We start from the raw sequence: 25123 nt of genomic DNA, 5'->3' as shown, positions 1-25123 counted from the left end.
TTGTATGCTTGTAAATTCGGGCATTAAAAAAAGCCACCTAAAAGGCGGCCAAGAGGATTCATTGATCACGTAAATTGTTTGCTATGGGCGAACAAGTCGGCTTGGGCTTGTTGATATTGCTGTTTTAGTTTTTTGACGTAATCAGCAGTAGTTGTGACTGCGGAAATAGCAGCAATACCTTGTCCACTTCCCCAAACATCTTTCCATGCTTTTACTCGATTTTCCCCGAAATTCATTTTGCTTGGATCACTATCTGGTAAATGATCAGGATCCAATCCAGCAGCTTTTATTGACGGTTTTAAATAGTTACCATGAACCCCAGTGAATAGATTACTATAAACAATATCATCTGATGAACCATCCACAATGGCTTGTTTATACTCTTCTGAGGCTCTAGCTTCCTCTGTAGCGATAAATGGCGAGCCAATATAGGCTAAGTCTGCACCCATTGCTTGCGCCGCTAATATGGCTCGTCCGTTCGCGATAGAGCCAGACAGTGCTAAAGTTCCATCAAACCATTGTCTAATTTCTTGAATAAGCGCAAACGGACTTTTATCTCCAGCATGGCCACCCGCTCCTGCAGCAACAGCAATTAAACCATCTGCACCTTTTTCTATCGCTTTATGCGCAAAAGTGTTATTAATTACATCATGTAGTGCAATACCTCCATAACTATGAGTAGCAGAGAACACTTCCTCTCTCGCTCCTAGAGAGGTGATAATAATGGGTACTTTATATTTCACGCATAGCTCCATATCTTTTTCTAATCTTGTATTTGATTTATGTACGATTTGATTAATCGCAAATGGTGCAGCTGGTTTTTCGGGATTTTGTGCATTATAATCATTAAGCTCTTCTGTAATTTGCGCTAACCACTCATCTAACTGTGAAGAAGGTCTGGCATTTAATGCTGGCATCGATCCAACGATACCAGCTTTACATTGTTCAATCACTAGCTTTGGGTTACTAATAATAAAAAGCGGTGATCCGATGACCGGTAACTGTAATTGCTGAAATTGTTTTGGCAAACGAGACATTTTTCTTTTCTCCCTTCAAAGAACGAATGAAAACGGTAACACCTATTTACAGCTGTTTTCTATATGTCCAATTTAACCCATATTTCTGTTACCCGTCAATTAAATATCAGATATTTCTAAATTAACAATATTTTTTCTGCGAAAATGAGCTGCGATTCAATCACGCAGCTCATTCTTTTTATTTCATGATTTTCACTTTTGGGTTAAGCGCTTTCTTTAATGCTTGTATATAGTTGTGAATGGCTGTACTTCCCAAATCAGAAGTTGGATTCAATAATTCAAAGCCATGATAAGCGCCAGGATAAATCTGAAACTCTACATCGACCCCATCTTTCGCTAGCCTCGAGACATATTCAATTGTTTCATCTCTAAATGGATCCAATTGACCCACACAAGTATAGGTTGGTGGCAAGCCAGAATAATTTTTTGCTCTTGCTGGAGCAGCATACGGTGAAATCTCGCCATTGATATTTTTACCTAAATACATTCTCCATGCTTCTAGGTTATTGCCACGATTCCATATCGCTCTTTCATCGGTGATTTCATAGCTTGATGGACTCGTATTGCGATCATCTATCATTGGATAAAGTGGCATTTGGAAGGCAATTTTTGGACCGTTTCGATCTCGTGCTAACAGTGAGAGCGCAGCTGTTAATCCCCCGCCCGCACTCTGACCAGCTACTGCGATTCTACTTCTATCAATCTTTAATTCTTCATAACTTTCATGCATCCATAACAAGGCAGCATAGCAATCTTCTATTGCACATGGATAGCGATGCTCTGGAGCTAACCGGTAATCCACTGACACAACCACACATTCAGCTTCTTTTACAAACGCTTGACAAATAGCATCACTACCATCTGGATGACCAGTTACATAACCTCCTCCATGTATGAAAAGAACAGCTGGTAGTGCCTCTTCATTTCTATTAGAAGGTTCATAGATCTTCACTAACATTCTTTGTTTATCTCCACCTTGAATGGATAATTGATTAATCCTTACATAAGGGGAGGTTTCCACTGGAACGAATGCGGCCTGCCTTGCTGCTTCTAACCCCTCAGGTAACTTAAATGGTGGAAAAACCTCACAGATTTCTCTTATTTCTTCCGCTACTCTACTCATAAAATCCATTAATAACACTCCTTTACATACTTTTTGTGATAGAAGAATATTGGTCAAATCCGCTATACTCACTAGTAGCGCAGTTCTCGAGGATTTTTCCGTATGGTCCTAGTCCTCCTAGATAAATTAAAAATGCTTCAGGCTTTCCTTCTACATTTGCCCCTGAGTACCATGAAGGGGTCTTGCTATATAATGTTTTTCTATATACTTCTTCACAGTGGATACGCCATTCCTCTTCTTGTTGCGCATTCGCTTCTACCATTTCAAGCCCTTCTGCCTCTATATAAGCAATAAAGCGGTCAATCCAATCCACATGCTGTTCAATACTTGTCGGCATATTTGTTGCAACAGATGGACTTTGTGGTCCAGTAATCATAAACATATTCGGGAAGAGGTTAGTCGCAACACCTAAGTAAGTTGATACATTGGCGCCATGTTCCCATTTTTCTTTTAGTGATTCTCCTCCACGTCCTTTAATATCCATATTTAATAATGGTCCGGTCATGCCGTCATAACCTGTAGCGAACACGACCATATCTAAGGGGTACTCTTTGTCTGCTGTGCAAATGCCGTTTTCACTAAATTGTGTTATAGGCGCAGTTTTTACATTGACAAAGTGGACGTGTGGCAAATTAAATGTTTCGTAATAATTTGTATCAAGAACTAATCGTTTAGTGGCAATGGGGTAGGTGGGTAATAATTTTTCTGCCAACGTTTGATCCTTAACAACTTGTTTAATCTTGTCTTTAACAAATTGACTAAGTGTTTCATTAGAGGATTCATTAAGTAATAAATCATTATAAGTGGCACTAATCTCAAATCCGCCTTTATTCCATGCTGTTTCATAAACTTCCTGCCTTTTGAATTGATTTTCTTCTAAGGCAGAAATCGGTCGGGAAAAAAACGGATAACCAGTATGAGATTGAAACATTTTATTTCTTGTATCTAATCTCACTAGTGTTGCATTAATTTATTTTCACTATTAAAAATACTCAAAATGTTCAATTTTATTATTTTGTGCAAAGAAAAAGTCCTTTATAATGGATAAGTCAGGTGGTAACCCGTCCAAATCCACTAAAAAAGGACCAACTCATGGACAAGATTACACGAAAAACTTCATTTGGACAATGGTTTTCACCAATAAATCTTCAACTTTTTGAAGAAACCGTGAAAACGTTGAAATTAGATTACTATACGAAAAAACTAAAAACAGACTCATTTCTAAAATTACTCCTTTTTGCACAGCTACAAGAAGTCGAAAGTTTGCATGAGCTAAGCGATTGTCTTTTCGACGACCAACTACAAAAAGGCATTGATCTTGATTCAATCAGTATTTCTCAGCTCTCACGCCGATTAAACGGTATAAATCCAGATTTATTTCAAAGGCTTTTCCTTGATTTAGTCGCACAAATTCATGCAAAAACACATTATACAAAGCTTATTATGCCGTTAAAAATTATTGATTCAAGCACATTGCCACTTAATTTGACCAATCATAAATGGGCAAAGTTCCGCAAAACAAAAGCGGGTGTCAAGTTGCATTTGAGACTTGTGTTTATGGAAAAAGGGAGTTCCTATCCTGAAAAGGCTGTTTTAACAACGGCAAAAGAACATGATCGTGGTCAGCTTGAAATCATGGTTGATGATAAAGAATGCATGTATGTGTTTGACCGTGGCTACCTAGATTACGAGCGCTTTGACCGAATGACAGATGATGGTTACTTTTTTCTTTCAAGGCTACGGAAAAACGCAGTCATACGGGAAGTTTATAATTTTAAACTACCCGAGAATTCAGCTGTTTTGTCAGATCAAATGGTGTTGATTGGTACGACTCAAAACCGTGCTGAAAATTACTTTCGTCTTCTAAAAGTGATGGATTCAAAAGGAAATGAACTGCATTTAATTACCAATCGTTTTGATTTGAGTGCCGAAGAAATTTCAGAGATGTACAAATCACGGTGGGCAATTGAGTTGTTCTTTAAATGGATCAAACAGCATCTCAGCATCAAAAAATTCTACGGTCAAAGTGAATGGGCGATTCAAAACCAAGTGTTTATCGCACTGATTGTTTTTTGCCTACATGTTCTCGTACAACTTGAAACAAGAAGTAAGCGAAAAACCTTACAAATTAGCCGTTATTTAAGGGCTGCATTGTGGAAACCAGCCCATATCTGGCTTCGAAAGATTGAAGGGAAAGCCATCCCTTAATAAGCAAATTGTTGTTGTCGCACAAGTCTAATTGTAAAAAAAACCCAAATGGATGGAGCCACCTTTGAATAGGTATTTACCTTTTTGGCTCTAAACAGGGAGGATAATCAGACTGAAAATTGCGACAATATTTATGCAACACTAGTGATCTAATCTATTTGCTTTATATTCTTTAATTTCTTCTTCTGTGTAAGGGTGATTTTGTGCGGGAATCGCATATTGAGGAGTTCTTTGGAAGCTATATACTTCCGCTGCTGTTTCTGCAATAACCGGTAAGCTTTGAATGCCGCTTGAGCCATTGCCAATAATTCCAACTTTCTTGCCACGAAAATCTACTTCGCCATGGGGCCAAGTACCTGTGTGATAGCTTTCACCTTTATACTGGTTATAGCCTGATATTTGCGGTATATTCTTCGCATGTGCTGAGAGACAACCGACAGCTGTAATAAAATATTTGCATGTCAATTGTCGACCATCTTGTAAATACACTCGCCATTGTGACACTTCTTCATCAAAATGAGCCGCACTTATTTCTGTTTGTAACTCGATATCCTCTCTCAGTTGTAAGCGATCCGCTACAAAGTTTAAGTATTCGAGAATTTCTGGTTGTGTCGGATAACGAGAACGCCAAGACCATTCTTCATATAGCGTTTCTGAGAAAGTAAAATTATACGTATGGCTCTCTGAGTCACACCTCGCACCAGGATAGCGGCTCCAATACCAAGCTCCGCCTACACCAGCACCTTTTTCAAAAACCCGCACCCGTAAGCCACGTTCTCGTAATCTGTAGAGCATATACATGCCAGAAAACCCAGCACCAACAATGATTGCATCATAGGAAGGGATATCTTGATGATTGTGATTGGCCATCAATTACTCACACCTTTCTACTTGAATGATTGCGCTTACATTTTAAAGATTACGTCGATTTACATGCTGACTTTTAATAATATTATACTTACCTAAGTAAAATTCCTTTCAATTCAAGAAATTTTTTAAAAAAAATAAGAGATACCCTTATAAAGAGCATCTCTCATTTTTATTCTAGCACGATGTTTAATCGTTCTTTTCAGTCCATAAATGAATAATGGAACCATTTTCTTCTTCATCCAAAATGAACGATCCATTGGAGTAGCGATCATTGAATCGAAGTTCATTTATTGCGATAGACTCTATTGCTCCTTTTTCACTTTCAACAAATGCCGTTTCATGGTTATTTGTTATCACCATACCGACAATGCGATGCGGATGTTTTTTCAATTCCCGTAACATCACTACACCTCGTTTTGCCCTTGATGTTTGCTCAAACTCTTGCAGTTTCATTTTTTTCACTGCCCCGCGCTGGGTTGCTATGACAATTGCTTCATCTTTTTCATTTTTAATCATTTTTCCAGAAACAACATAATCATCATCTTTTAGATTAATTCCTTTTACACCCGCAGCTCTTGGACCTACTAAGTTTACTTCTTCCTCATGGAATCTGAGGCCATAACCTAAATGAGTCGTGAGAAACACATCATATTCTCCATGTGTTAAGTGAACATCGACAACCTCGTCTTCACCTTTTAAGTTAAGAGCAACAAGCGCTTTAGAGAAACGTTGTGCCTTATATGATTTTAATTCGGTTTTCTTCACCATACCGTTTTTCGTAATAAATAGTAATGTCGCGTTCTCTTGTTCAAAATCAGTAATAGGGATGGCATGAATGATACATTCATCACGATCAATAGCAATGATATTGGCAATATGTTGACCCATGTCCTTCCAACGGATATCAGGTAATTGGTGAACAGGACAATATAAGTAGCTGCCCTTATTCGTAAATAGAAGGAGAACATCGGTTGTATTCATCTCTAGCTTTGTTAATAAACGGTCGGATTCTTTCATCGCTAAATCTTGTCCATTTGAAGCAGAATAAGAACGCTGGCTTGTCCGTTTAATATACCCATCTCTTGTGACAGTAACAATCACATCTTCATTTGCTACAAGAACTTCTAGGTTAATTTTAATTTCTTCTATTTCTGCTTGAATTACTGTTCTTCGATTGTCTTCAAATCGCTTCTTCACTTCACGAAGCTCTTTTTTTATCACTGATGCGAGTTTCTTGTCACTGGCAAGAATCGATGTGAGTTCCTCTACTTTGGCCGCTAGTTCTTCTGCTTCTGCACGCAAAGCTGTAATATCCGTATTCGTCAAACGATAAAGTTGTAATGAGACGATCGCTTCTGCTTGTGGCTCTGTAAATTGATACTCTCTCATCAAGTTCTCTTTCGCATCACGCTTATCTTTTGAAGCACGAATCGTCGCGATGACTTCATCCAATATAGATAACGCCTTTATGAGTCCTTCAACGATATGCTGACGTGTTTGCGCTTTTTCTAAATCGAATTGTGTTCTACGTGTGACAACCTCTTTTCGATGGTCAATATAGGCATCTAATAAGGGAACTAAACCCATCGTTTTCGGATGACGGTTATGAATCGCCACCATATTAAAATTATATGGGATTTGCAGATCAGTATATTTATATAAATAGTGTAAAACACCTTGTGGGTCAGCATCTTTCTTTAATTCAACGACAATTCTCAGCCCAGTACGATCCGTTTCATCACGGACTTCAGCGATTCCTTCGATTTTACGATCGAATCGAAATTCATCCATTTTCTTCACTAAGTTCGCTTTATTGACTTCATAAGGAATTTCAGTAATGACAATTTGCTTTCTACCACCACGAATATCCTCGAAATCTACTTTACCACGGATAATAACCTTACCTTTGCCCGTTTCATAGGCTTTCTTAATACCTTCCACACCTTGTATCATTCCACCGGTAGGAAAATCAGGTCCTTTTATATACTGCATTAAGTCATCGACAGTACTTTGTGGACGATCCATACGATGAATAACAGCATCAATCACTTCTCCGAGGTGATGAGGTGGAATTTCCGTTGCATACCCGGCAGAAATGCCTGTTGATCCATTGACAAGTAAGTTAGGATAACTCGCTGGTAAAACTGTTGGCTCATTCGAAGTATCATCAAAGTTCGGGATAAAATCAACCGTTCTTTTTTCAATATCATTTAAGAGTGCAGAAGAAATAGAAGATAATCTCGCCTCTGTATACCGCATCGCAGCAGGCGGATCATTATCGATACTACCATTATTACCGTGCATTTCAATAAGAAGCTTGCGCAACTTCCAATCTTGACTCATACGCACCATGGCATCATATACAGACGTATCACCATGTGGGTGATAATTACCAATCACATTACCGACCGTTTTTGCCGATTTTCTAAAACCTTTATCATGCGTATTTCCTTCTACATGCATGGCATATAAAATACGACGCTGTACGGGCTTTAGCCCGTCTCTCGCATCAGGTAATGCTCTATCTTGTATAATATATTTACTATATCTGCCAAATCGGTCCCCAAGGACATCTTCTAACGGCAGATCACGAAATTGTTCTGCTTTGTTCATGAATCTAACTCCTCAAGCGTAGAAATGTTTTCATTTTCTAAAATGCTGCCATCTTCTTCTAAGCCAAATGCAACATTGGTTTCAATCCATTTTCTACGCGGTTCAACTTTATCACCCATTAATGTGGTAATTCTACGTTCCGCTCTCGCAGCGTCATCAATTTTCACACGGATGAGCGTTCTCGTTTCCGGATCCATTGTTGTTTCCCATAATTGGTCAGCATTCATTTCACCAAGTCCTTTATAACGCTGAATAATATAGCCTTTACCGACCTTCTTAATCGTATCCGGAAGCTCTTCATCACTCCATGCATACTCTATTACTTCTTTCTTTCCTGAACCTTTACTCACTTTATACAATGGTGGTAAAGCAATATAGACTTTACCTGCTTCAAGTAACGGCTTCATATAGCGGTAAAAGAAGGTCAATAAGAGCACTTGAATATGGGCGCCATCAGTATCAGCATCCGTCATAATAATCACTTTATCGTAATTAATATCTTCAATCGTGAAGTCACCACCGACACCCGCTCCAACAGCGTGTATAATCGTGTTTATTTCTTCATTTTTAAAGATATCTGCGAGTTTCGCCTTCTCAGTATTTATTACCTTACCCCTTAAGGGCAATACCGCTTGAAACCTTCTATCGCGCCCTTGCTTTGCTGAACCACCTGCAGAGTCACCCTCTACTAAATATAATTCGTTTCTTTCTGGGTTACGTGATTGAGCAGGTGTCAGCTTCCCTGATAAAACCGCTTCAGCGCGTTTCTTCTTTTTCCCGCCTCTAGCGTCTTCTCTCGCTTTACGTGCTGCTTCTCTTGCTTGAAAAGCTCTAATTGCTTTCTTAATTAATAAAGAGCTTGTCTCTGGATTTTCTTCAAGGAAATAGGAGAGGTGCTCTGATACAACGGCATCGACTGCTGAACGTGCTTCACTTGTGCCGAGCTTACCCTTTGTTTGTCCTTCAAATTGTAAAAGTCCTTCGGGTACACGTACGGAGACAATCGCTGCGAAACCTTCTCTTAAATCGGTTCCTTCTAAGTTCTTATCTTTCTCTTTTAACAGCTGGACTTTGCGGGCATATTCATTGAACACCCTGGTCATCGCTGTTTTAGCTCCAGCTTCGTGCGTCCCTCCATCTTTCGTACGAACATTATTCACAAAAGAAAGGACATTTTCTGAAAAACCATCATTAAATTGGAAGGCAAAATCAACTTCAATGCCGTTATGCTCGCCTTCAAAACTAACTACTGGATGGAGCGTGTCTTTTTCTTCATTTAGGTACTGAACGAAAGCTTCAATTCCGTTTTCATAATGGTAAATCTCTTTAAGATCATGACGTTCATCCGTTATTTCGATTTTCATCCCTTTTAAAAGAAAAGCGGATTCTCGTAATCGTTCACTTAACACTTCAAAATTATATGTAGTTGTTGAAAAAATCGTGGGATCTGGTTTAAAGTGGATCGTTGTCCCGACTTGATTCGTTTTGCCAACTTTCTCAAGCGTTGTTACTGCCTTTCCACCGTTTTCAAATCGCTGTTCATAAACAAGTCCATCACGTTTAATTTTTACAACTAGCCATTGGGATAAGGCATTAACAACTGATGCACCCACACCATGAAGTCCACCACTTGTTTTGTATCCACCTTGGCCAAACTTCCCTCCAGCGTGCAACACAGTCAATATGACTTCGGTTGTAGGCTTGCCCATTTTGTGCATTCCGGTCGGCATTCCCCGACCTTTATCTTGAACACTAATTGAATTGTCTTTATGTATTTTGACAATGATATGATCGCCGAAACCTGCGAGTGCTTCATCTACAGCGTTATCGACTATTTCGTATACAAGGTGGTGTAACCCTCTTGCATCCGTACTTCCAATGTACATTCCGGGACGTTTTCTAACAGCTTCTAATCCCTCAAGTACTTGTATGGCATCATCATTATAGTCAAATACTTCCTGATTTTTTGCCACAAGCATTCCCCTTTCATCTCTTCAAAAACCGTCTATTGTCTATCAATCCGAGTTGGCAATAGAGTTTGATTATATCATAACCGCCTCTTTATGCACCTCTCTACATTAGATATCGGTTTATTATTCCATTCTTATTCACTATATTCCTTCTTAATCATGCGAGTAGTATGCATATATGTTCCTCATTGTAACATGCTTTAAAGATAGATATACTGTTGCAACAAGGAATAAGAACAAACGTTCTAATCATTATATCATATTTTCTCTACTAATCCGCTTATGAAAGAAAAAGCATGAAATCAAATTCATGATCCCATGCTACAAATGTTATTTTGTTAGCGCATGCTCTACTTTAATGCATCGATCCATGATCACGGTATAACCAGCATCACTTAATTGCTGAAATACACCTTCATCTACAACACCTAGCTGAGTCCAAAAAATGGGACAATCAATATTTTGAAATTCACTTGCAAGACTTGGCAAATATTCTGAACGTCTAAAGACATTAACAATATCCACTTTGCCTTCTATTTCAGCTAATGATGCAACCGCTTTTACACCTAATACTTCCTTAATTTTCGGGTTAACAGGAATAATTTCGTAACCACTTTTTTGCATCGCTTCACTTACCATATAGGATGTGCGATTAGGGTTATCACTTAATCCTACGACGGCAATCCTCTTTGCTTGTTTTAACAACTTTCCAATTTCAGTTCTTGTTGGGTTTTCTATACTCAATACATTCACCTCTTATTTTGAACTCTACACTATTTTATCTGAATTAAAGTATAAATGCGAATAGATCGCAATTCTGTTCTTTCTAACATAATATCGTCATCTCTTTTATACAGCTTTCTTTCTCGCTAAATTTACGCCATACCGCTTAACAAAAATGTTCTTTTCTACTAATTTTACTCATATATCTATTTAACATTCGTTTCATAATAAAGGAATCAATCTTGGCACTTGAAAAGATAATTTAAATGCAACATAGTACATTCACTTATTTACATGGTACAATATAAGAACTGTATTTTTATTCCGTGGGGGAGAGTTTATGACATTTGAAGTAATCATCGTTTTTCTTATTGCTTATTTAATTGGTTCCATTCCATCTGGATTAATCATTGGTAAAGTGTTTTATGGCATTGATATCCGTGAGCATGGTAGTGGTAACCTTGGTGGGACAAACACTTTCCGAACGCTAGGGAAAAAAGCAGGGTTTACCGTTACACTTGCAGATATCCTAAAAGGTACAATAGCTGCTGGAGTATTACCTATCTTCTTTGATATTGATATACATACAGTGATTATAGGGATTTTTGCTGTTATTGGACATATGTATCCGATATTTGCAGGATTCAAAGGTGGTAAAGCTGTTGCTACATCTGCAGGTGTTGTGCTGGCGTTCGTGCCTGTTATGTTTGCGGTCATATTAGTTGTATTTTTCATCTCGCTTCTCACTACTAAATATGTTTCATTATCATCAATGATTGCTGGTATTGCAGGATTGATTTATTCAATTATTCTCGGTGATCCAATTTTAATCATAGTGATTGCCTTAATGACATCGTTCATCATTTATCGACATCGTACAAATATTAAAAGGATTGTCAATAAAACCGAACCAAAGGTCAATTTATTCAAAAAGAAAAGATAGACATCCAAAAGACAGCGTTAAGGAATGCTGTCTTTTTCTTATCTATCCATTTCTTTACTAGGTAGAATGACGTGAGTCTTTTCTCTAATCAATCCTAAAAAATCCCTTTAACGAATGAAAACGGTGATTGAAAGCCATTGAATGACTTTGGTATGATAAGATTAATCATTCCAACTTTGCTATTTATTTAAAAATATGACATTTTAACTCAAGTACATAACAAAATATGTAGAGAAGTTTCGTGTTTTTTTCTCAATATACATCTTTTTCTAACATATATTGCAATTTCTTCTAATAGAATAAAAGAGCATGACATTAAATACTACTTCCACATGACAAACAATGGTAAGGATGATAAGAAATGAAATTAACTGAGATTGTCTTAAAAGAACTACCATTTCCATACTTCTTAATTGACAACAATAATCACGTGGTTTCAACATCTATAGTTAATCAACATACAATCATTGGTACCCCATTCACACAATTAATGAATTACGAAGATGTCGAACAATTTAATGTAATACGCAAGAAAAAAGCAGTTCTTAATTTACAGCTATTTTTCGGTAACGGGTATCACAATTATCGCGTCTATACGATTCCAGAGGAAGAATCATGTCATTTATTTTGCTATCCCTTATTTCATTCATTATCTGCTGACCATAACTATCAAACACAACAATTGGAACAGAAACTTCTCAGATTTAGTTTAGAACTGAATGAAAAAAAGAAAATCATTCATGAAACAGCTTCTCAGATTAATGAAGCAAATTTCACAAATGAATACGCACAAAATTTAAGTACACTTGCAGCATCTATGGCACACGAAATCCGCAATCCACTTACAACAGTTAAAGGTTTTTTACAATTGTTAAAACCCTATCTCAATGAGTCAGGGAAAAATCAATATGTTGATATTGCTCTAGATGAGATTAATCGTGCCAATGACATTATCCATGAGTTTTTAAATGCAGCAAAACCAACAGACAATATTAAAGAACGTATTTCTATTAATAAACTTGTCCACGATACTTTCCTGTTGTTTCAAAGTGAAGCGATTTTAAAAAATACAGCACTCACATTCCAATTATCAAAAGATGACCCGTATATAAATGGAAACGCCAAGCAATTAAAACAAGTATTAGTCAATCTAATTAAAAATGCACTCGAATCATTTGATACAGTGGAGCAACACCAAGAAAATACGATTAAAATCTCTGTTAGAAGTACAGATGAAACCTGTATAATCGTTATAAAAGATACGGGTTATGGGATGAATGAAGAGACATTAGAAAAGCTTTTTCAACCTTTTTATTCTACTAAAACAACGGGCACAGGCATTGGGTTATCCATCTGCAAAAGAATTATTGAACAACATAATGGGTGGATTAACATTTCATCTGAAATGAATGTAGGTACAACCATTACAATTACATTACCGCTTGATTAAGATCATACATACAGAGTTGAGAGATGAACTTAACATATCTGAATAATCAGCATTGTCCTTATATCAATAAAAGAAGCCTCCATTTTAGTCGGAGGCTTCTTTTTCTCTTTAAATGACTTGTTCTTTTTCATCCTCAACTTTTTTCCGTTGAAATAAGCCAATAATCATTCCTATAACAGCGCCTATAAATGCAGGTAATAACCAACCTAGCCCTACATCATATAATGGAAGAATACTAGAGAAAAGATTATCTACTGAGGCAATCGTATATCCTGCTGCTTTAAAGCCATCAAAGACACCAATAATAAATGTAAATAACATACTCATTTGATAAACCGTTTTCTTGCCATTAAACAATGGGTGTAAGAATGTAAGAATTAATAATACAATCGCTAATGGATAAATAGCTGTCAATACCGGTACTGAAATAGCGATCAATTGACTTAAACCAAAATTAGCAATGGCTGCACTAAATACTGAGAAAATAATAACAAATGTATTATAAGAGACTTTAGGCATGATTTTACTAAAATAAGCTGCACATGAGGAGATTAAACCAATACTAGTCGTTAAACAGGCTGCAATAACAATTACACTTAGTATAACTCCTCCATATGAACCAAAATAATGTGCTGAAACTTCAGATAAAACCGCACCACCATTTCCTAAAATACCTAATTGCGAAACACTACTTGCACCAATGTAAGAAAGTGAGCCGTATATCAAGGCAAGCAATCCGGCTGAGATTAAACCTGCTTTAATAACTGAAAGCATCACCACTTTATTTGATTGAACGCCTTTAGAACGTATCGCATCAATTACAATGATTCCGAATACGAAAGCAGCAAGAGCATCCATTGTTAAGTAGCCTTCAGTGAAACCGTTAAAGAAAGAGTTAACAGTATATGCCTCACTTGGTGCTTGTAGAGACCCTAGTGGATTAACAAATGCTACTACAATTAAAATTAAGATAAATAATAGTAGAATAGGTGTTAAAACTTTCCCTACGATATCAACAATTTTCGATGCATTTAGAGAGAAAAATGCGGTAATTCCAAAGAAAATGATGGAGAAAACAACTAATCCAATCGTACTCCATTCATCAGAAATGAAAGGTCTAATACCAATTTCATAAGAGACTGTACCAGTTCGCGGGATCGCAAATAATGGTCCGATAGATAAATATAATACAACTGTGAAAACTAGACCAAACAATGGATTTACACGACTTGCAAGCGATTGCAAGTCACTCTTACCAGAATAGCCCAGAGCGATTACACCCAATAAAGGAAGGCCAACACCTGTAATAATAAAGCCCGCTACCGCTGCCCATACGTTCGTTCCTGCTTCTTGACCCATCATGACTGGAAAAATTAAGTTCCCAGCTCCAAAAAATAATGAAAATAACATAAACCCTACTGCAATAATATAAGAAGATGGAACCTTTTGATTCATATCTTCTACCCCCTTCTGCACCTACTGTTGTAGTTAACAATCATAAATACTATAATTTACTAATTCTTCAGAAAGTTCATATTTAAATATAATATTGTATGAATTACAATCTCTGAAAAAATTCAAGCAATATATTGCATTCTTAAAGTAACATATCCTTGTGTTGAATGCAATATATTATTTTAAAAAAATATAGTCATATGTAATATATTAATAGAATTATTCTTAGTTTTATTTATCTTCCATGCTCATTTACTAGAACCACGATAATAGAATATATGTGATTACTTACGTTTTTGATTGGAGTGGCTTAGAATAATCCGTCTAGATATCAAAAATATTTTTATCGTTCACATAAAAAAACCCTTACAAAAGTAAAGTCTTTTGTAAGGGTAAAGAAACAGTTAAACTAATTCTTCATTCTCTTTTATCTTTGTCTTCCTTTTAAATAGATCAATAACAATACCTACAATCACACCGATGATAGCTGGTACAATCCAACCTAATCCCACCTCATACAGCGGAAGAATGTTTGTGAATAAATTATAAACAGGCTCAATTTGAACACCAGCTTCTTTTAAACCATCAAAAACACTAACAATAAACGTTAAAATCATACTCACTTGATATACAGACTTCTTGCCATTAAAAAACGGATGGAAAAATGTTAAAATTAACAATAAAATCGCCAAAGGATAAATCGCTGTTAGTACGGGAACAGAAATAGCAATTAGCTCTGTTAAACCAAAGTTAGCAACAGCGGTACTGAAAATAGCAAATGCAATTACATATGTCTTATAGGAAAATTTAGGCATGATCTTATTAAAATAGCTAGCACATGAACTGATCAAACCTACGCTTGTTGTCATACAGGCAATGATCATAACAGCACTTAGAACGATCCCACCATAAGAGCCAAAATATGCATAGGCTACACCTGAAAGAACAGCTCCACCATTTTCGAGAACGCCTAATTCTGCAACACTACTAGCACCCATGTAAGCCATTGCACTATAAAAGAATGCTAATAAAATTGCAGCAATCAAACCAGCCTTCATAGTAGCAAACATAATAGAGCGGTTTGACTCTATACCTTTTGCACGCAGTGCATTTATAACAATTACCCCAAAGACAAATGCAGCCAGTACATCCATTGTTAAGTAGCCTTCTGAGAAGCCATTAAAGAATGAGTGTTGTGAATAAGCTTCTGTTGGCTCCGCAAAAGATCCAAGAGGATTAAAGACAGCAACAAGAATTAATAATAGTATAAAGCTAATTTTAATAGGCGTTAAATATTTACCTACGATATCAACAATCTTTGATGAATTTAATGATAATATCGTTGCAACTCCAAAGAAACAGATTGAGAATATTAATAATCCAATCGTTAGTGAAGATTCTGGCAATAATGGTCGGATTCCAATTTCAAATGAAACACTTCCTGCTCTCGGGATGGCAAATAATGGACCAATAGCTAAATATAAGATAATAGCGAAAATCAGACCAAATGTTGGATTAACTCGACTTGCAAGCGATTGCAAATCACTCTTACCTGAAAAGCCAAGAGCAACAACAGCTAATAATGGAAGCCCCACACCAGTTATAATAAACCCAGCTGTTGCTATCCAAACATTTGTACCCGCTTCTTGCCCCATCATAATCGGGAATATTAAATTACCCGCTCCAAAGAACAAAGAGAATAACATTAAACCTAGTACAACTACATAAGAATTTGAAGATTTTTGATTCATATTACAAGTTTACCCCTCTCAAATACTAATAGCATGTGATATTCACACCGCCAGTATTTTCAGAATATTAATTCTTATAAGAATTAAATATTTCTGAAATAATATTAATAATTTCTTCCACCCATAGAACCTCTTTAATATATTGCATTTATAAGATAACATATCACTAAAATGAACACAATAAATTATGCTAATAAAAAGAATGCTAAAGGTGATATATTGCATTAAAAACTATATTATTATATAATTTTTTCTATATATTACTAATACGGATAGAATTTTTTCTGTATTTCTTAGAGCAATTTAAAAAATCACACCATACTAACAGAATAATGAACAGATATTTGATACGACAAAGGTGGTTTATTATGCCAATTCCAAGTAATTTTTCAACTCCACAACGACTTTCGGCCAAAAAACGCGCATTCTTGCAAATTCAAGAATGGATTATTGATGGCACGTTAAAACCAAAAGAAAAATTGAATGATGCTGATCTTGCGGATGCTTTAGGAGTCAGCAGAACACCTATTAGAGAAGCATTACAATTATTAAATTCCCAAGGGTTTGTAGAAATGTATCCTGGAGTCGGGACACAAGTTACTGCAGTAAACCACGAAGATATAACGAAAATCCTCCCTCCATTAAGTGTTCTGCAAGCATTGTCTTCTGAATTAGTAGCAGGCAATCTGAATCAAGAGGTGATTCATCGTTTAAAAGAAATTAATCAAAAGTTTGCTGAAGCTATTAAAACTGAGGATTCATTCTCTGCTCTTAAATATGACGAAGAGTTCCATCAATTAATTGTAGATGAAACTAAAAATCCTTATATTACTCAGGCAATTGAAGGTCTCCAACCTCACGTGATGAGACTTTACTATTATAAAGCCATTATCTTAACAGAATCATCTATCGACGAGCATGAACGGATTATTCAAGCGCTAGAAACAGGTGACAAACAAACAGCCTCTGATGTAACAAGAATCAATTGGATTCGTGCCATCAACGAATATTTCTCTGAGCATAAATAAGGTTCCTTTCTCTTAGCAATCAAAATCTTAGCAGTGCGATTCGCTTTCGGATACAATAGGCTTATAAAGATAGAAGGAGATGGGAACTTGGACATTCGATTGAGTGAAAAAGCCATTAGTTGGTTCAAAGATGAGATGCTTTTGACAGATGGAGATTACGTTCGTTTTTTTGCCCGTTATGGAGGTTCAAGCCCGATACAACAAGGCTTTTCTTTAGGTATTTCTAATGAAGAACCGATTAATCCTGTTGTTATAAAAGAATCAGAGGGTATCCAGTTTTTTATCGAAGAAAAAGACTTATGGTACTTTGATGATCACCATTTAATTGTTAATTATGATGAGGACTTAAACGAACCGCAGTATAAATATGAAAAATAAAACATCACCCCTAGTGCACTAGGGGTGATGTTTTTTAACGCCAAATATGCTCTTCTTTTCCCTCTAACCTCATAATTTCGATTTGTTTATCGCCTAATAAATCATAATGAGAGTAACCATCCTTACGGTGATGAATCCACTCCGGCTTCAATCCGTACTGTTTCCCCCATAAAATGAGCTGATTCAAGTCGGACGCTCCCACCTTCGTCACCGTTTTACACGCGGGGAAACGATCATCTAGCCAATAATGAGTAAGAAAGGCGATCTTTCCTGCATCTATATCAGATTTCCACTTTCTTATAACCGCCTTCGTAATACCGAACGCCATACTACAGCCTTCTTTCTTTATTTCTTTGCATTTTCATATGCTTCATGCCAATCAGGAAACTTCCTTCGAAGTGAAATTGGTCGAAAACTATCCTTCTTCACACAAGTGTGTAATGACGACCCACTAACAGCAAGAATGCCTTCTTGGTTATATATTTCATATCCGTAAGTTGTCCTTAAACCATCATAAGCCTCCACCCATGTCTTGACTGTGGCTGTTTCCCCATAATGGAGCGGTTTTTTATAAGATGCTTGTATGTCGAGTACAGGTGATAGTACACCTTGTTCTTCTAATGCCGCATAATTAAAACCTAAGTCTTTTACGAATTGCGTTCGACCTAGTTCCATCCAAATAATATAATTGGCATGATAGACCACACCCATTTGATCTGTTTCTGCATATCTAACTTCTATCTCTTTCGTTGAAACTAGCACTTGTCTTGTCTTCCTTTCTATTTACACCTAATGTATTCATAAAATCTGTCTCTGTTAATGTAGATAACGAAGACTCACTTGTATGTGACTCTTCCATAATTCTTCTAGCTTGATTTTGAATGGCCCCTTCAGCAAGATTCACAACTAATCGGCCATTCCCTTCTGTTACTGTTTTTGTAAAATACTCCAGTAGTAATTGTTCAGCAGTCTTCGTTAAACTCATTTCATATCTTGCTAAAAATGCTTTCATCATCTTCAGCATCTCTTCAGCAGTATAATCCGGAAAATGTAAAAACTTTTTAAAACGTGACCTGAGTCCAGGATTACTTACCAATAGCTTTTCCATCTCCTCAGGGTAACCTGCTAAAATCACAACCAAGTTTTCATTATGTTTAGTCATTTCATCTACAAGCGTATCTATCACTTCTTTTCCATAATCAGCATTGATGTCTGATAACAGGGAATACGCTTCATCAATAAACAACACACCCCCTAATGCTTGGCGAATAAGTTTTCTTGTTTTTAATGCTGTCTGGCCAATATAACCAGCAACAAAGTCTGCTCTACTCGAAACGATCAAATGACCCCGTTTAAGCAAGCCGCATTCTTTTAATAATTGCGCGAAAATTTTCGCTATCGTCGTTTTTCCAGTACCTGGATTCCCTGTAAAAACTGAGTGTAGCTGTACAGGAATGGTCGGTAATCCTTGTTTCCCGCGCATATGCTGTACTTGTACAAATGACACTAAAGTTTTTACCTCTTCTTTAACATGTTCCAAGCCAATCATTTCATCCAGTTGCTTCTGCGGTTGATCAACGGACTCTTCCTCATCGATGGTAAAATCATCTTCATCTAAGATTGTTAGTTCTCTAATATCCGCTTCCTCACCCTTTATACCTTTAGAAAAGATCGCATCGAGAATGACATCATGTACAGCTCTTGCATTACCAAAAGTGTCATCAACACGCTCTCTTTCTATTCTCTTTAACAACGCCCTTTCTCCCGAACTAGTTAGCACATAATCATTATTTAAAGCGATTCGCTTACCGATCTCTAACAACTCATAGTCAGTGTAATCTTGAAGATGGAGATGATTGGCTTGCGGGAAACGACTGCGTAATCCTGGATTTACTTCAAGAAACTGTCGCATTTCATCAGGATAGCCTGCCAATATTACTGCCAATCGCCCACTATACTTTTCACTTGTCATTAACGAAACAAGGGTATCAATAGCGAGTTGTCCATAATCGTCCTTTGATTGAGCTGAGCGATTCAATGTATAAGCCTCATCGATAAATAATACTCCACCCTGCGCTTTTTCGACTAATTGCGCAACATTCTCTTCCGTTTGCCCAACATATGCACCGACTAATTGTGAACGATTGGTTTCTATGACATTCTCCCTTGGTAAGACACCTAAATGATGGTATATACGGGCAAGTGTTCTCGCTAAAGTTGTTTTACCTGTCCCAGGATTCCCCGTAATCACCATATTCAAACTAAGTTGATCTCGCTGGTTAAAACCTAAAGTACGACGTCTATTTTGATACTGTAAAAATTGATAATAAGCTTTAATTCTCTTTTTTACATTCATCATACCTATCATTTCATCAAGTTCATTTAAAGGAGTCACATGTTGCTTTTTCTGTATTTCATAGTTTTCGATTTTTTGTTGCCACTTTTCTTTCACTTTCAAAAGTAGCTCAATTTTTCGCTTTACTTCATCATAATGTATTGCTGTATGAAATACGCCGGATATTGACTGCTCATATGCTTCTGCAACCTCAACTAATTGATTGCCAATGGAAAGTGCTTCTTCAAGGATAGCATATAAATCGTCTACAAAAGGACTCAGTTGATCATGCTGATAATGGCTTAGTTCCTCTTTTTGTCCTTTTAAATGTTCTTTTGCTTTAATCGTTTGTTGCATAAAACGGTTTGTGATGGCGATCATTTCTTCTGCAGCATATTTTTTTGTAGCTCGATTATCAGTTTCACGAATAATAGGATATTGAAGTTGATCCATGAATTCTTTGTTAATCATCCATTTTGTTTCTGCAAGCGCTTCTTTTGCTCTGAAATTCTGCGGTGATAATTCAATCGCCTTTTGTAACCATGCAACTGGCAATTGAACATCTGTTTTTTCTCTTATAGCAGACAATTGCGATGCTTCTGTTAGCAACTTTGATAATTGTTCAGCATCAGACTTTTCATCTAAACGAGAAATTTGTTCAAATATATTTCTTTCTGTATGTACTTGCTGGGAACCATTTTTGTCAACATCTGTTTTCTTTTGTTTCATTCTATTCACATCACTTTATTCAATGGTTTAAACTAACTATACCATATTTTTTTCTTCACATTGAAGTAAAGCCGCTTACAGACAAAAGGATGCTTAGGTACGGTTTACCTAAGCATCCTTTTATCATTTATTCACCTTTTGTTTGAATCACATCTGGTTGCTTGCCTGATTTATCCTGCATTTGTTTTCCTTTATTGCCACCAAACCCCCTTGATTGGGTACCAAGGTGATTGGGTACAAAATTTTTACTATTTCTTTTTGGATTACCCATCACTTATCCCTCCTTCATTTTTTTATTATGTTCGGAAGTTAAGTGAACTAATCAGGTAAAAATCTACTCTGCCTTCAAGTGACTAGCATGTTTTTCTTCTAATCGCATCTCTATTTTATCCATTGCAGACTGATCTTTCATTAATTGCAGCTTATTCTCCAATACTAAATCAGCAAATGTTCTTCTTTTTGGTTTTCTCATAAAATTCTTCACCCACCATTTCTTTCTATTTACAAACAGTATGCCCTATTCAATAGAAAGTTATTACAAATTTTAGAAAATTTAATAATGGGTTTCTCTATTGGAAAAATGTAAAAATAAAAGAGTTAAATTAAAACTGTTTTAACTTTTCTTCAATTAATGATAAAGGCATAGCACTATAGTACTTATCTCTTATGACACCCTCTTCATCAATGAAATAAGTTGTTGGTATTACGAGCACTTGATAAATCTCATTTATATGATCATTCTCGTCTAATAAAACCGGAAAAGTAATACCTAAGCGTTCAATATATTTGCCTACATTACTTTTTGTATCAATGTTTACCGCAATGATTTCTATATTAGCATCCTTTTTATTTTGATAAAATAATTGGAAATCACGCATTTCTTGTTTGCATGGTGCACACCAAGTAGCCCAGAAATTGAGCATCACTTTTTTTCCACGGAAATCCGTTAAACTGATATTTTCACCTTCAATAGTCTGGAGCATAAATTCGGGTGCTTTTGTGCCGATCTTCAAGCCTGGTAATTGATCTTCTGCTGCAGTTTTTAAAGGGATGAATAGCCAAAAGCAACAAAGGAATAATACGATTTTTTTCAACTTGAACACTCCTTCCTCTCATTATTGTTCCTAATAGGAAAGAAAATATAGTGTTCTCATCATCCAAAATGAAAGGAAATAAGTAAGTAAATAAACGAAAGCGATACGCATCCAAGGAATCATTGGGAATTGCGAGCGATAGGCTTTAATAAATAAATATATAAACATGATAATCAAAGCAAAATATAGACCTTTCAGTCCACTACTTAAATAAACAATTATGAAAGGATTTTTTATTACATCTGCAAACTTCGTTATTAGAGGCAACCCTTTATAACTTAGGAGAAAAATGATAAGACCAGTCATCAGACTAGAAGTAACTTCATCTTTTATTTCCTCCTCCACCTTAAAGAAAGTTTTTAAAAGAAAATATGTGATTACAAACGCGATCGCAAGACTTAACTGATTCACAGTGATTAAAAACGGACCAATCATCCACGCTTTCATTTGTTATCTCCTTTTATTTCAATATGCTCAAAAAACTTTCACATCGTGATTTATGAGTATTGAATATAGACAAATTAAAAAAACCTCTACACATCTAGATGTGTAGAGGGTAGGAAATCTACAATTATTTCTTCAATCGATTTCGAAGAACCATTTGCAAGATACCACCATGACGATAGTAATCAATTTCCACTTCAGAGTCGAATCGAACAAGTGCTTCAAAAGTAGTTACAGTGCCATCTTCTGCAACAGCAGTCACTTTTACAAAGTCGCGAGGTCTTACGCCTTCTCCGATTTCAACACTAATTGTTTCCTTACCAGTTAATCCTAGTGTATCAGCACTTTCACCAGCTTTAAATTGAAGTGGTAGAACGCCCATTAACACAAGGTTAGAACGGTGAATACGCTCATAACTTTCGGCAATAACTGTTTTAATACCTAGTAAGTTTGTTCCTTTTGCTGCCCAGTCACGAGATGATCCCATTCCGTAATCCTTACCAGCAAGTACAACTAATCCAGTTCCATCTTCTTTATATTGCATACATGCATCATAAATGGAAGTTACTTCACCAGTTGGCCAGTAAGTTGTGAATCCACCTTCAGTACCCGGTGCGATTTGGTTACGGATACGGATATTAGCAAATGTACCACGCATCATGACTTCATGGTTACCACGACGAGAACCATAAGAGTTGAAGTCACGAACTTCTACGCCATTTTCGCGAAGATATTTACCAGCTGGTGTATCTTTTCCGATTGCACCTGCAGGAGAGATATGGTCAGTTGTAACTGAATCACCAAATTTACCAACCACACGTAAACCATTTAATGGTTTTACTTCTTCTGGATCTGGTTTTAAACCTTCAAAGAATGGTGGGTTTTGGATATAAGTAGATGATTCATCAAAAGTATATAATGGCTCATTACTTGTTTTAATTTCATTCCAACGCTCATTATCATCGAAAACACGCTCATATTCATCACGGAATAAATCTGGTGTTACCGTTTGTTTAACGACTTCATTGATTTCCTCTGTTGTTGGCCAGATGTCTTTAAAGAATATATCGTTACCATCTTTGTCTTGACCAAGAACATCATGTTGAAGATCAACATCAACTGTTCCAGCTAGAGCGTATGCAACTACTAATGGTGGTGAAGCAAGGTAGTTACCTTTCACTAATGGATGAATACGACCTTCAAAGTTACGGTTACCAGAAAGAACAGACGTAACAAGTAAATCGCTATCAGCAATCGCTTCTTCAATTTCTTCTTTTAATGGACCGGAGTTACCGATACATGTTGTACATCCATAACCTACTAGGTTAAATCCTAATTGCTCTAAATAAGGAAGTAAACCAGAGTTATTTAAGTATCCAGTAACAACTTTTGAACCTGGTGCTAAAGATGTTTTTACGTATTTAGGAACTTCCAAACCAAGTTCTACTGCTTTTTTCGCCACAAGACCTGCACCAACTAATACATAAGGATTAGATGTGTTTGTACAGCTAGTGATCGCAGCAATTGCAACTGCACCCGTTTTCATTGTCGTAGAATCGCCATTTTTGAAGTTAACTGTCGCTGTTTTATCAAACTCTTTCTCATCATAACCAAAACCTTGGTTCCCTTGAGGAGCCGTAACAGCCTTATTAAATTCTTTTTTCATAGCAGAAAGCGGAATTAAATCTTGCGGACGTTTTGGACCTGAAAGGTTCGGTTCAATGTCAGCTAAGTTAATTTCTACTACATCTGTGTAAACAGGTTCTAATGAAGGATCAAAGAATAAGCCGTTTGCTTTAGAATAAGCTTCAACAACTTTGATTTGTTCTTCTTTACGTCCAGTTAAACGCATGTATTCTAAAGATTCACCATCGACAGGGAAGAATCCGCATGTTGCACCATATTCAGGTGCCATGTTCGCGATTGTTGCACGGTCAGCTAGTGGAAGTGCAGGAACACCTGGTCCGAAGAATTCCACAAATTTACCTACAACGCCGTGTGTACGTAAAACTTGTGTTACTTTTAAGGCAAGGTCAGTAGCTGTTGCTCCATTAGGTAGCTCACCAACAAGTTTCACCCCAACAACTTCAGGAACTGGGAAATATGAAGGCTGTCCAAGCATACCAGCTTCCGCCTCAATACCACCAACGCCCCAACCGAGTACACCGATACCATTAATCATCGTTGTATGAGAGTCAGTACCAACAAGTGTATCTGGGAATGCTTCAAAATCTCCTTCTGTTGTTTCATTTGCAATGACAACATCAGCAAGATATTCTAAGTTTACTTGGTGAACAATACCTGTTGCAGGTGGAACCGCACGATAGTTATCAAATGCTTTTTGTGCCCAACTTAAGAATTGGTAGCGTTCTGCGTTTCTTTCAAATTCTAAAACCATGTTTGCGTCTAGTGCATCTGGTGTGCCATATTTATCAACTTGTACAGAGTGGTCAATAACAAGATCAACTGGTTTTTCAGGGTTGATCATATCCGGATCTCCACCCATATCAGCCATAGCTTTTCTTAAAGAAGCTAAGTCTACAACTGCTGGTACACCTGTAAAGTCTTGAAGGATAACACGTGAAGGTTTAAATGGTACATCCACTTCCTTCACATCTGCTGTTCCCCATTTTGCCAAGTTTTCAACATGTTCTTTTGTAATTACACGACCGTCATATTGACGTAGTACAGATTCAAGTAGGACTTTAATTGAATATGGTAATTTAGATACCTGTCCAATACCTGCATTTTCAAGTGCTGCTAAGTCATAGTAATGATAGCGTTTCCCTTCTACTTCAAATGATTTACGGGAATTAAACACATCATTTTTCGCCATAGTATTACCCCCTAATTCGAACTACAAAGTACTATAATACCACTTAATGGTAATCAATCGAAAAGTTTGAATTTTTACCCATCCTCACTTTTCTCACAATTTCTATAATAATACAACATTCAACATAAGTAAATAA

22 protein-coding genes are annotated in these 25123 nt (G+C 36.6%); 5 read left to right on the top strand and 17 right to left on the bottom strand.

All coding sequences use genetic code 11. The features are described 5' to 3' along the window. Positions 1–65: 65 nt before the first annotated feature. From MHH73_RS10970 to MHH73_RS10960, 3 genes are all read right to left on the bottom strand, one after another. Complete coding sequence (locus MHH73_RS10970) at positions 66–1037, bottom strand: NAD(P)H-dependent flavin oxidoreductase (RefSeq protein WP_191811685.1); 972 nt, start codon at positions 1035–1037, stop codon at positions 66–68. Between the two features lie 178 nt (positions 1038–1215). Then, the gene (locus MHH73_RS10965) at positions 1216–2169 is read right to left on the bottom strand and encodes an alpha/beta hydrolase (RefSeq protein WP_191811687.1); all 954 of its coding nucleotides are present in this window, start codon (positions 2167–2169) and stop codon (positions 1216–1218) included. A 13-nt stretch (positions 2170–2182) separates the two neighbouring features. Next, positions 2183–3091, bottom strand: coding sequence for a hypothetical protein (locus MHH73_RS10960; protein WP_341066749.1), 909 nt, complete (start codon positions 3089–3091; stop codon positions 2183–2185). Between the two features lie 161 nt (positions 3092–3252). Between MHH73_RS10960 and MHH73_RS10955 the strand changes: the two genes are divergently transcribed. Then, entirely contained in the window at positions 3253–4368 is a 1116-nt protein-coding gene (locus tag MHH73_RS10955; protein ID WP_016201461.1) for an IS4 family transposase, read from the top strand. A 141-nt stretch (positions 4369–4509) separates the two neighbouring features. On the opposite strand, the gene MHH73_RS10950 is transcribed toward MHH73_RS10955, so the two are convergent. From MHH73_RS10950 to MHH73_RS10935, 4 genes are all read right to left on the bottom strand, one after another. Continuing rightward, the gene (locus tag MHH73_RS10950) at positions 4510–5238 is read right to left on the bottom strand and encodes a flavin-containing monooxygenase (RefSeq protein WP_341066747.1); all 729 of its coding nucleotides are present in this window, start codon (positions 5236–5238) and stop codon (positions 4510–4512) included. 186 nt (positions 5239–5424) lie between these two features. Next, a complete protein-coding gene (gene parC / locus MHH73_RS10945; protein WP_191811689.1) occupies positions 5425–7851 on the bottom strand; it encodes a DNA topoisomerase IV subunit A in 2427 nt (808 codons plus the stop codon). After that, the gene (gene parE, locus MHH73_RS10940; protein WP_341066745.1) at positions 7848–9824 is read right to left on the bottom strand and encodes a DNA topoisomerase IV subunit B; all 1977 of its coding nucleotides are present in this window, start codon (positions 9822–9824) and stop codon (positions 7848–7850) included. Before parE ends, parC begins: the two co-directional genes overlap by 4 nt. A 327-nt stretch (positions 9825–10151) precedes the next feature. Then, on the bottom strand, positions 10152–10565 hold the full coding sequence (locus MHH73_RS10935) for a CoA-binding protein (RefSeq protein ID WP_191811694.1): 414 nt from the start codon (positions 10563–10565) through the stop codon (positions 10152–10154). Positions 10566–10884: 319 nt separating this feature from the next. Between MHH73_RS10935 and plsY the strand changes: the two genes are divergently transcribed. Further along, complete coding sequence (gene plsY / locus MHH73_RS10930; RefSeq protein ID WP_191811696.1) at positions 10885–11487, top strand: glycerol-3-phosphate 1-O-acyltransferase PlsY; 603 nt, start codon at positions 10885–10887, stop codon at positions 11485–11487. 361 nt (positions 11488–11848) lie between these two features. Continuing rightward, positions 11849–12937 (top strand): sensor histidine kinase, encoded by a 1089-nt coding sequence (locus tag MHH73_RS10925; RefSeq protein WP_191811698.1) that lies wholly within the window; start codon positions 11849–11851, stop codon positions 12935–12937. A 108-nt stretch (positions 12938–13045) separates the two neighbouring features. Here the strand turns inward: MHH73_RS10925 and brnQ (MHH73_RS10920) are convergent, their stop codons facing one another. Beyond that, a complete protein-coding gene (gene brnQ / locus MHH73_RS10920; protein WP_191811700.1) occupies positions 13046–14392 on the bottom strand; it encodes a branched-chain amino acid transport system II carrier protein in 1347 nt (448 codons plus the stop codon). A 404-nt stretch (positions 14393–14796) separates the two neighbouring features. Beyond that, complete coding sequence (gene brnQ, locus MHH73_RS10915; RefSeq protein ID WP_191811702.1) at positions 14797–16143, bottom strand: branched-chain amino acid transport system II carrier protein; 1347 nt, start codon at positions 16141–16143, stop codon at positions 14797–14799. 368 nt (positions 16144–16511) lie between these two features. On the opposite strand from brnQ (MHH73_RS10915), the gene MHH73_RS10910 reads away from it, so the two are divergent. Continuing rightward, on the top strand, positions 16512–17171 hold the full coding sequence (locus MHH73_RS10910) for a GntR family transcriptional regulator (RefSeq protein WP_191811704.1): 660 nt from the start codon (positions 16512–16514) through the stop codon (positions 17169–17171). Between the two features lie 87 nt (positions 17172–17258). Then, complete coding sequence (locus tag MHH73_RS10905; protein WP_191811706.1) at positions 17259–17549, top strand: HesB/YadR/YfhF family protein; 291 nt, start codon at positions 17259–17261, stop codon at positions 17547–17549. 34 nt (positions 17550–17583) lie between these two features. On the opposite strand, the gene MHH73_RS10900 is transcribed toward MHH73_RS10905, so the two are convergent. The 8 genes from MHH73_RS10900 to acnA form a co-directional block, all read right to left on the bottom strand. After that, positions 17584–17877: a hypothetical protein gene (locus MHH73_RS10900; RefSeq protein WP_191811708.1), complete on the bottom strand. Its 294-nt coding sequence runs from the start codon at positions 17875–17877 to the stop codon at positions 17584–17586. A gap of 17 nt (positions 17878–17894) precedes the next feature. Further along, entirely contained in the window at positions 17895–18311 is a 417-nt protein-coding gene (locus tag MHH73_RS10895; protein WP_191811710.1) for an acyl-CoA thioesterase, read from the bottom strand. Beyond that, positions 18280–20613 carry an AAA family ATPase gene (locus MHH73_RS10890; RefSeq protein WP_191811712.1) on the bottom strand — a complete coding sequence of 778 codons (2334 nt, stop codon included), beginning with the start codon at positions 20611–20613 and terminating at the stop codon, positions 18280–18282. Before MHH73_RS10890 ends, MHH73_RS10895 begins: the two co-directional genes overlap by 32 nt. A gap of 127 nt (positions 20614–20740) precedes the next feature. After that, positions 20741–20884 (bottom strand): acid-soluble spore protein N, encoded by a 144-nt coding sequence (locus MHH73_RS10885; RefSeq protein ID WP_191811713.1) that lies wholly within the window; start codon positions 20882–20884, stop codon positions 20741–20743. 63 nt (positions 20885–20947) lie between these two features. Then, entirely contained in the window at positions 20948–21085 is a 138-nt protein-coding gene (locus MHH73_RS10880; RefSeq protein ID WP_095373332.1) for an FbpB family small basic protein, read from the bottom strand. A 130-nt stretch (positions 21086–21215) separates the two neighbouring features. Next, a complete protein-coding gene (locus tag MHH73_RS10875) occupies positions 21216–21716 on the bottom strand; it encodes a peroxiredoxin family protein (RefSeq protein WP_404826072.1) in 501 nt (166 codons plus the stop codon). Between the two features lie 21 nt (positions 21717–21737). Further along, complete coding sequence (locus MHH73_RS10870) at positions 21738–22154, bottom strand: hypothetical protein (protein ID WP_191811715.1); 417 nt, start codon at positions 22152–22154, stop codon at positions 21738–21740. A 124-nt stretch (positions 22155–22278) separates the two neighbouring features. Next, positions 22279–24987, bottom strand: coding sequence for an aconitate hydratase AcnA (acnA, locus tag MHH73_RS10865; protein WP_191811717.1), 2709 nt, complete (start codon positions 24985–24987; stop codon positions 22279–22281). Positions 24988–25123: the final 136 nt, after the last annotated feature.

The organism is Cytobacillus sp. FSL K6-0265 (assembly GCF_038003465.1).
GTDB classification, from domain to species: Bacteria; Bacillota; Bacilli; order Bacillales; family Cytobacillaceae; genus Cytobacillus; species Cytobacillus stercorigallinarum.
Note: the sequence above shows the minus strand (reverse complement) of the source record. Positions and strands in the feature narration are given on the sequence as shown.

What these genes read in the sequence shown, in the direction of transcription:
- MHH73_RS10960 (WP_341066749.1), bottom strand. Translation starts at nt 3,091, where the DNA reads ATGTTTCAATCTCATACTGGTTATCCGTTTTTTTCCCGACCGATTTCT.
- MHH73_RS10965 (WP_191811687.1), bottom strand. Translation starts at nt 2,169, where the DNA reads ATGGATTTTATGAGTAGAGTAGCGGAAGAAATAAGAGAAATCTGTGAG.
- MHH73_RS10970 (WP_191811685.1), bottom strand. Translation starts at nt 1,037, where the DNA reads ATGTCTCGTTTGCCAAAACAATTTCAGCAATTACAGTTACCGGTCATC.
- MHH73_RS10900 (WP_191811708.1), bottom strand. Translation starts at nt 17,877, where the DNA reads ATGGCGTTCGGTATTACGAAGGCGGTTATAAGAAAGTGGAAATCTGAT.
- MHH73_RS10950 (WP_341066747.1), bottom strand. Translation starts at nt 5,238, where the DNA reads ATGGCCAATCACAATCATCAAGATATCCCTTCCTATGATGCAATCATT.
- MHH73_RS10880 (WP_095373332.1), bottom strand. Translation starts at nt 21,085, where the DNA reads ATGAGAAAACCAAAAAGAAGAACATTTGCTGATTTAGTATTGGAGAAT.
- MHH73_RS10910 (WP_191811704.1), top strand. Translation starts at nt 16,512, where the DNA reads ATGCCAATTCCAAGTAATTTTTCAACTCCACAACGACTTTCGGCCAAA.
- MHH73_RS10870 (WP_191811715.1), bottom strand. Translation starts at nt 22,154, where the DNA reads ATGAAAGCGTGGATGATTGGTCCGTTTTTAATCACTGTGAATCAGTTA.
- plsY (WP_191811696.1), top strand. Translation starts at nt 10,885, where the DNA reads ATGACATTTGAAGTAATCATCGTTTTTCTTATTGCTTATTTAATTGGT.
- MHH73_RS10890 (WP_191811712.1), bottom strand. Translation starts at nt 20,613, where the DNA reads ATGAAACAAAAGAAAACAGATGTTGACAAAAATGGTTCCCAGCAAGTA.
- brnQ (WP_191811700.1), bottom strand. Translation starts at nt 14,392, where the DNA reads ATGAATCAAAAGGTTCCATCTTCTTATATTATTGCAGTAGGGTTTATG.
- brnQ (WP_191811702.1), bottom strand. Translation starts at nt 16,143, where the DNA reads ATGAATCAAAAATCTTCAAATTCTTATGTAGTTGTACTAGGTTTAATG.
- MHH73_RS10925 (WP_191811698.1), top strand. Translation starts at nt 11,849, where the DNA reads ATGAAATTAACTGAGATTGTCTTAAAAGAACTACCATTTCCATACTTC.
- acnA (WP_191811717.1), bottom strand. Translation starts at nt 24,987, where the DNA reads ATGGCGAAAAATGATGTGTTTAATTCCCGTAAATCATTTGAAGTAGAA.
- MHH73_RS10955 (WP_016201461.1), top strand. Translation starts at nt 3,253, where the DNA reads ATGGACAAGATTACACGAAAAACTTCATTTGGACAATGGTTTTCACCA.
- parC (WP_191811689.1), bottom strand. Translation starts at nt 7,851, where the DNA reads ATGAACAAAGCAGAACAATTTCGTGATCTGCCGTTAGAAGATGTCCTT.
- MHH73_RS10885 (WP_191811713.1), bottom strand. Translation starts at nt 20,884, where the DNA reads ATGGGTAATCCAAAAAGAAATAGTAAAAATTTTGTACCCAATCACCTT.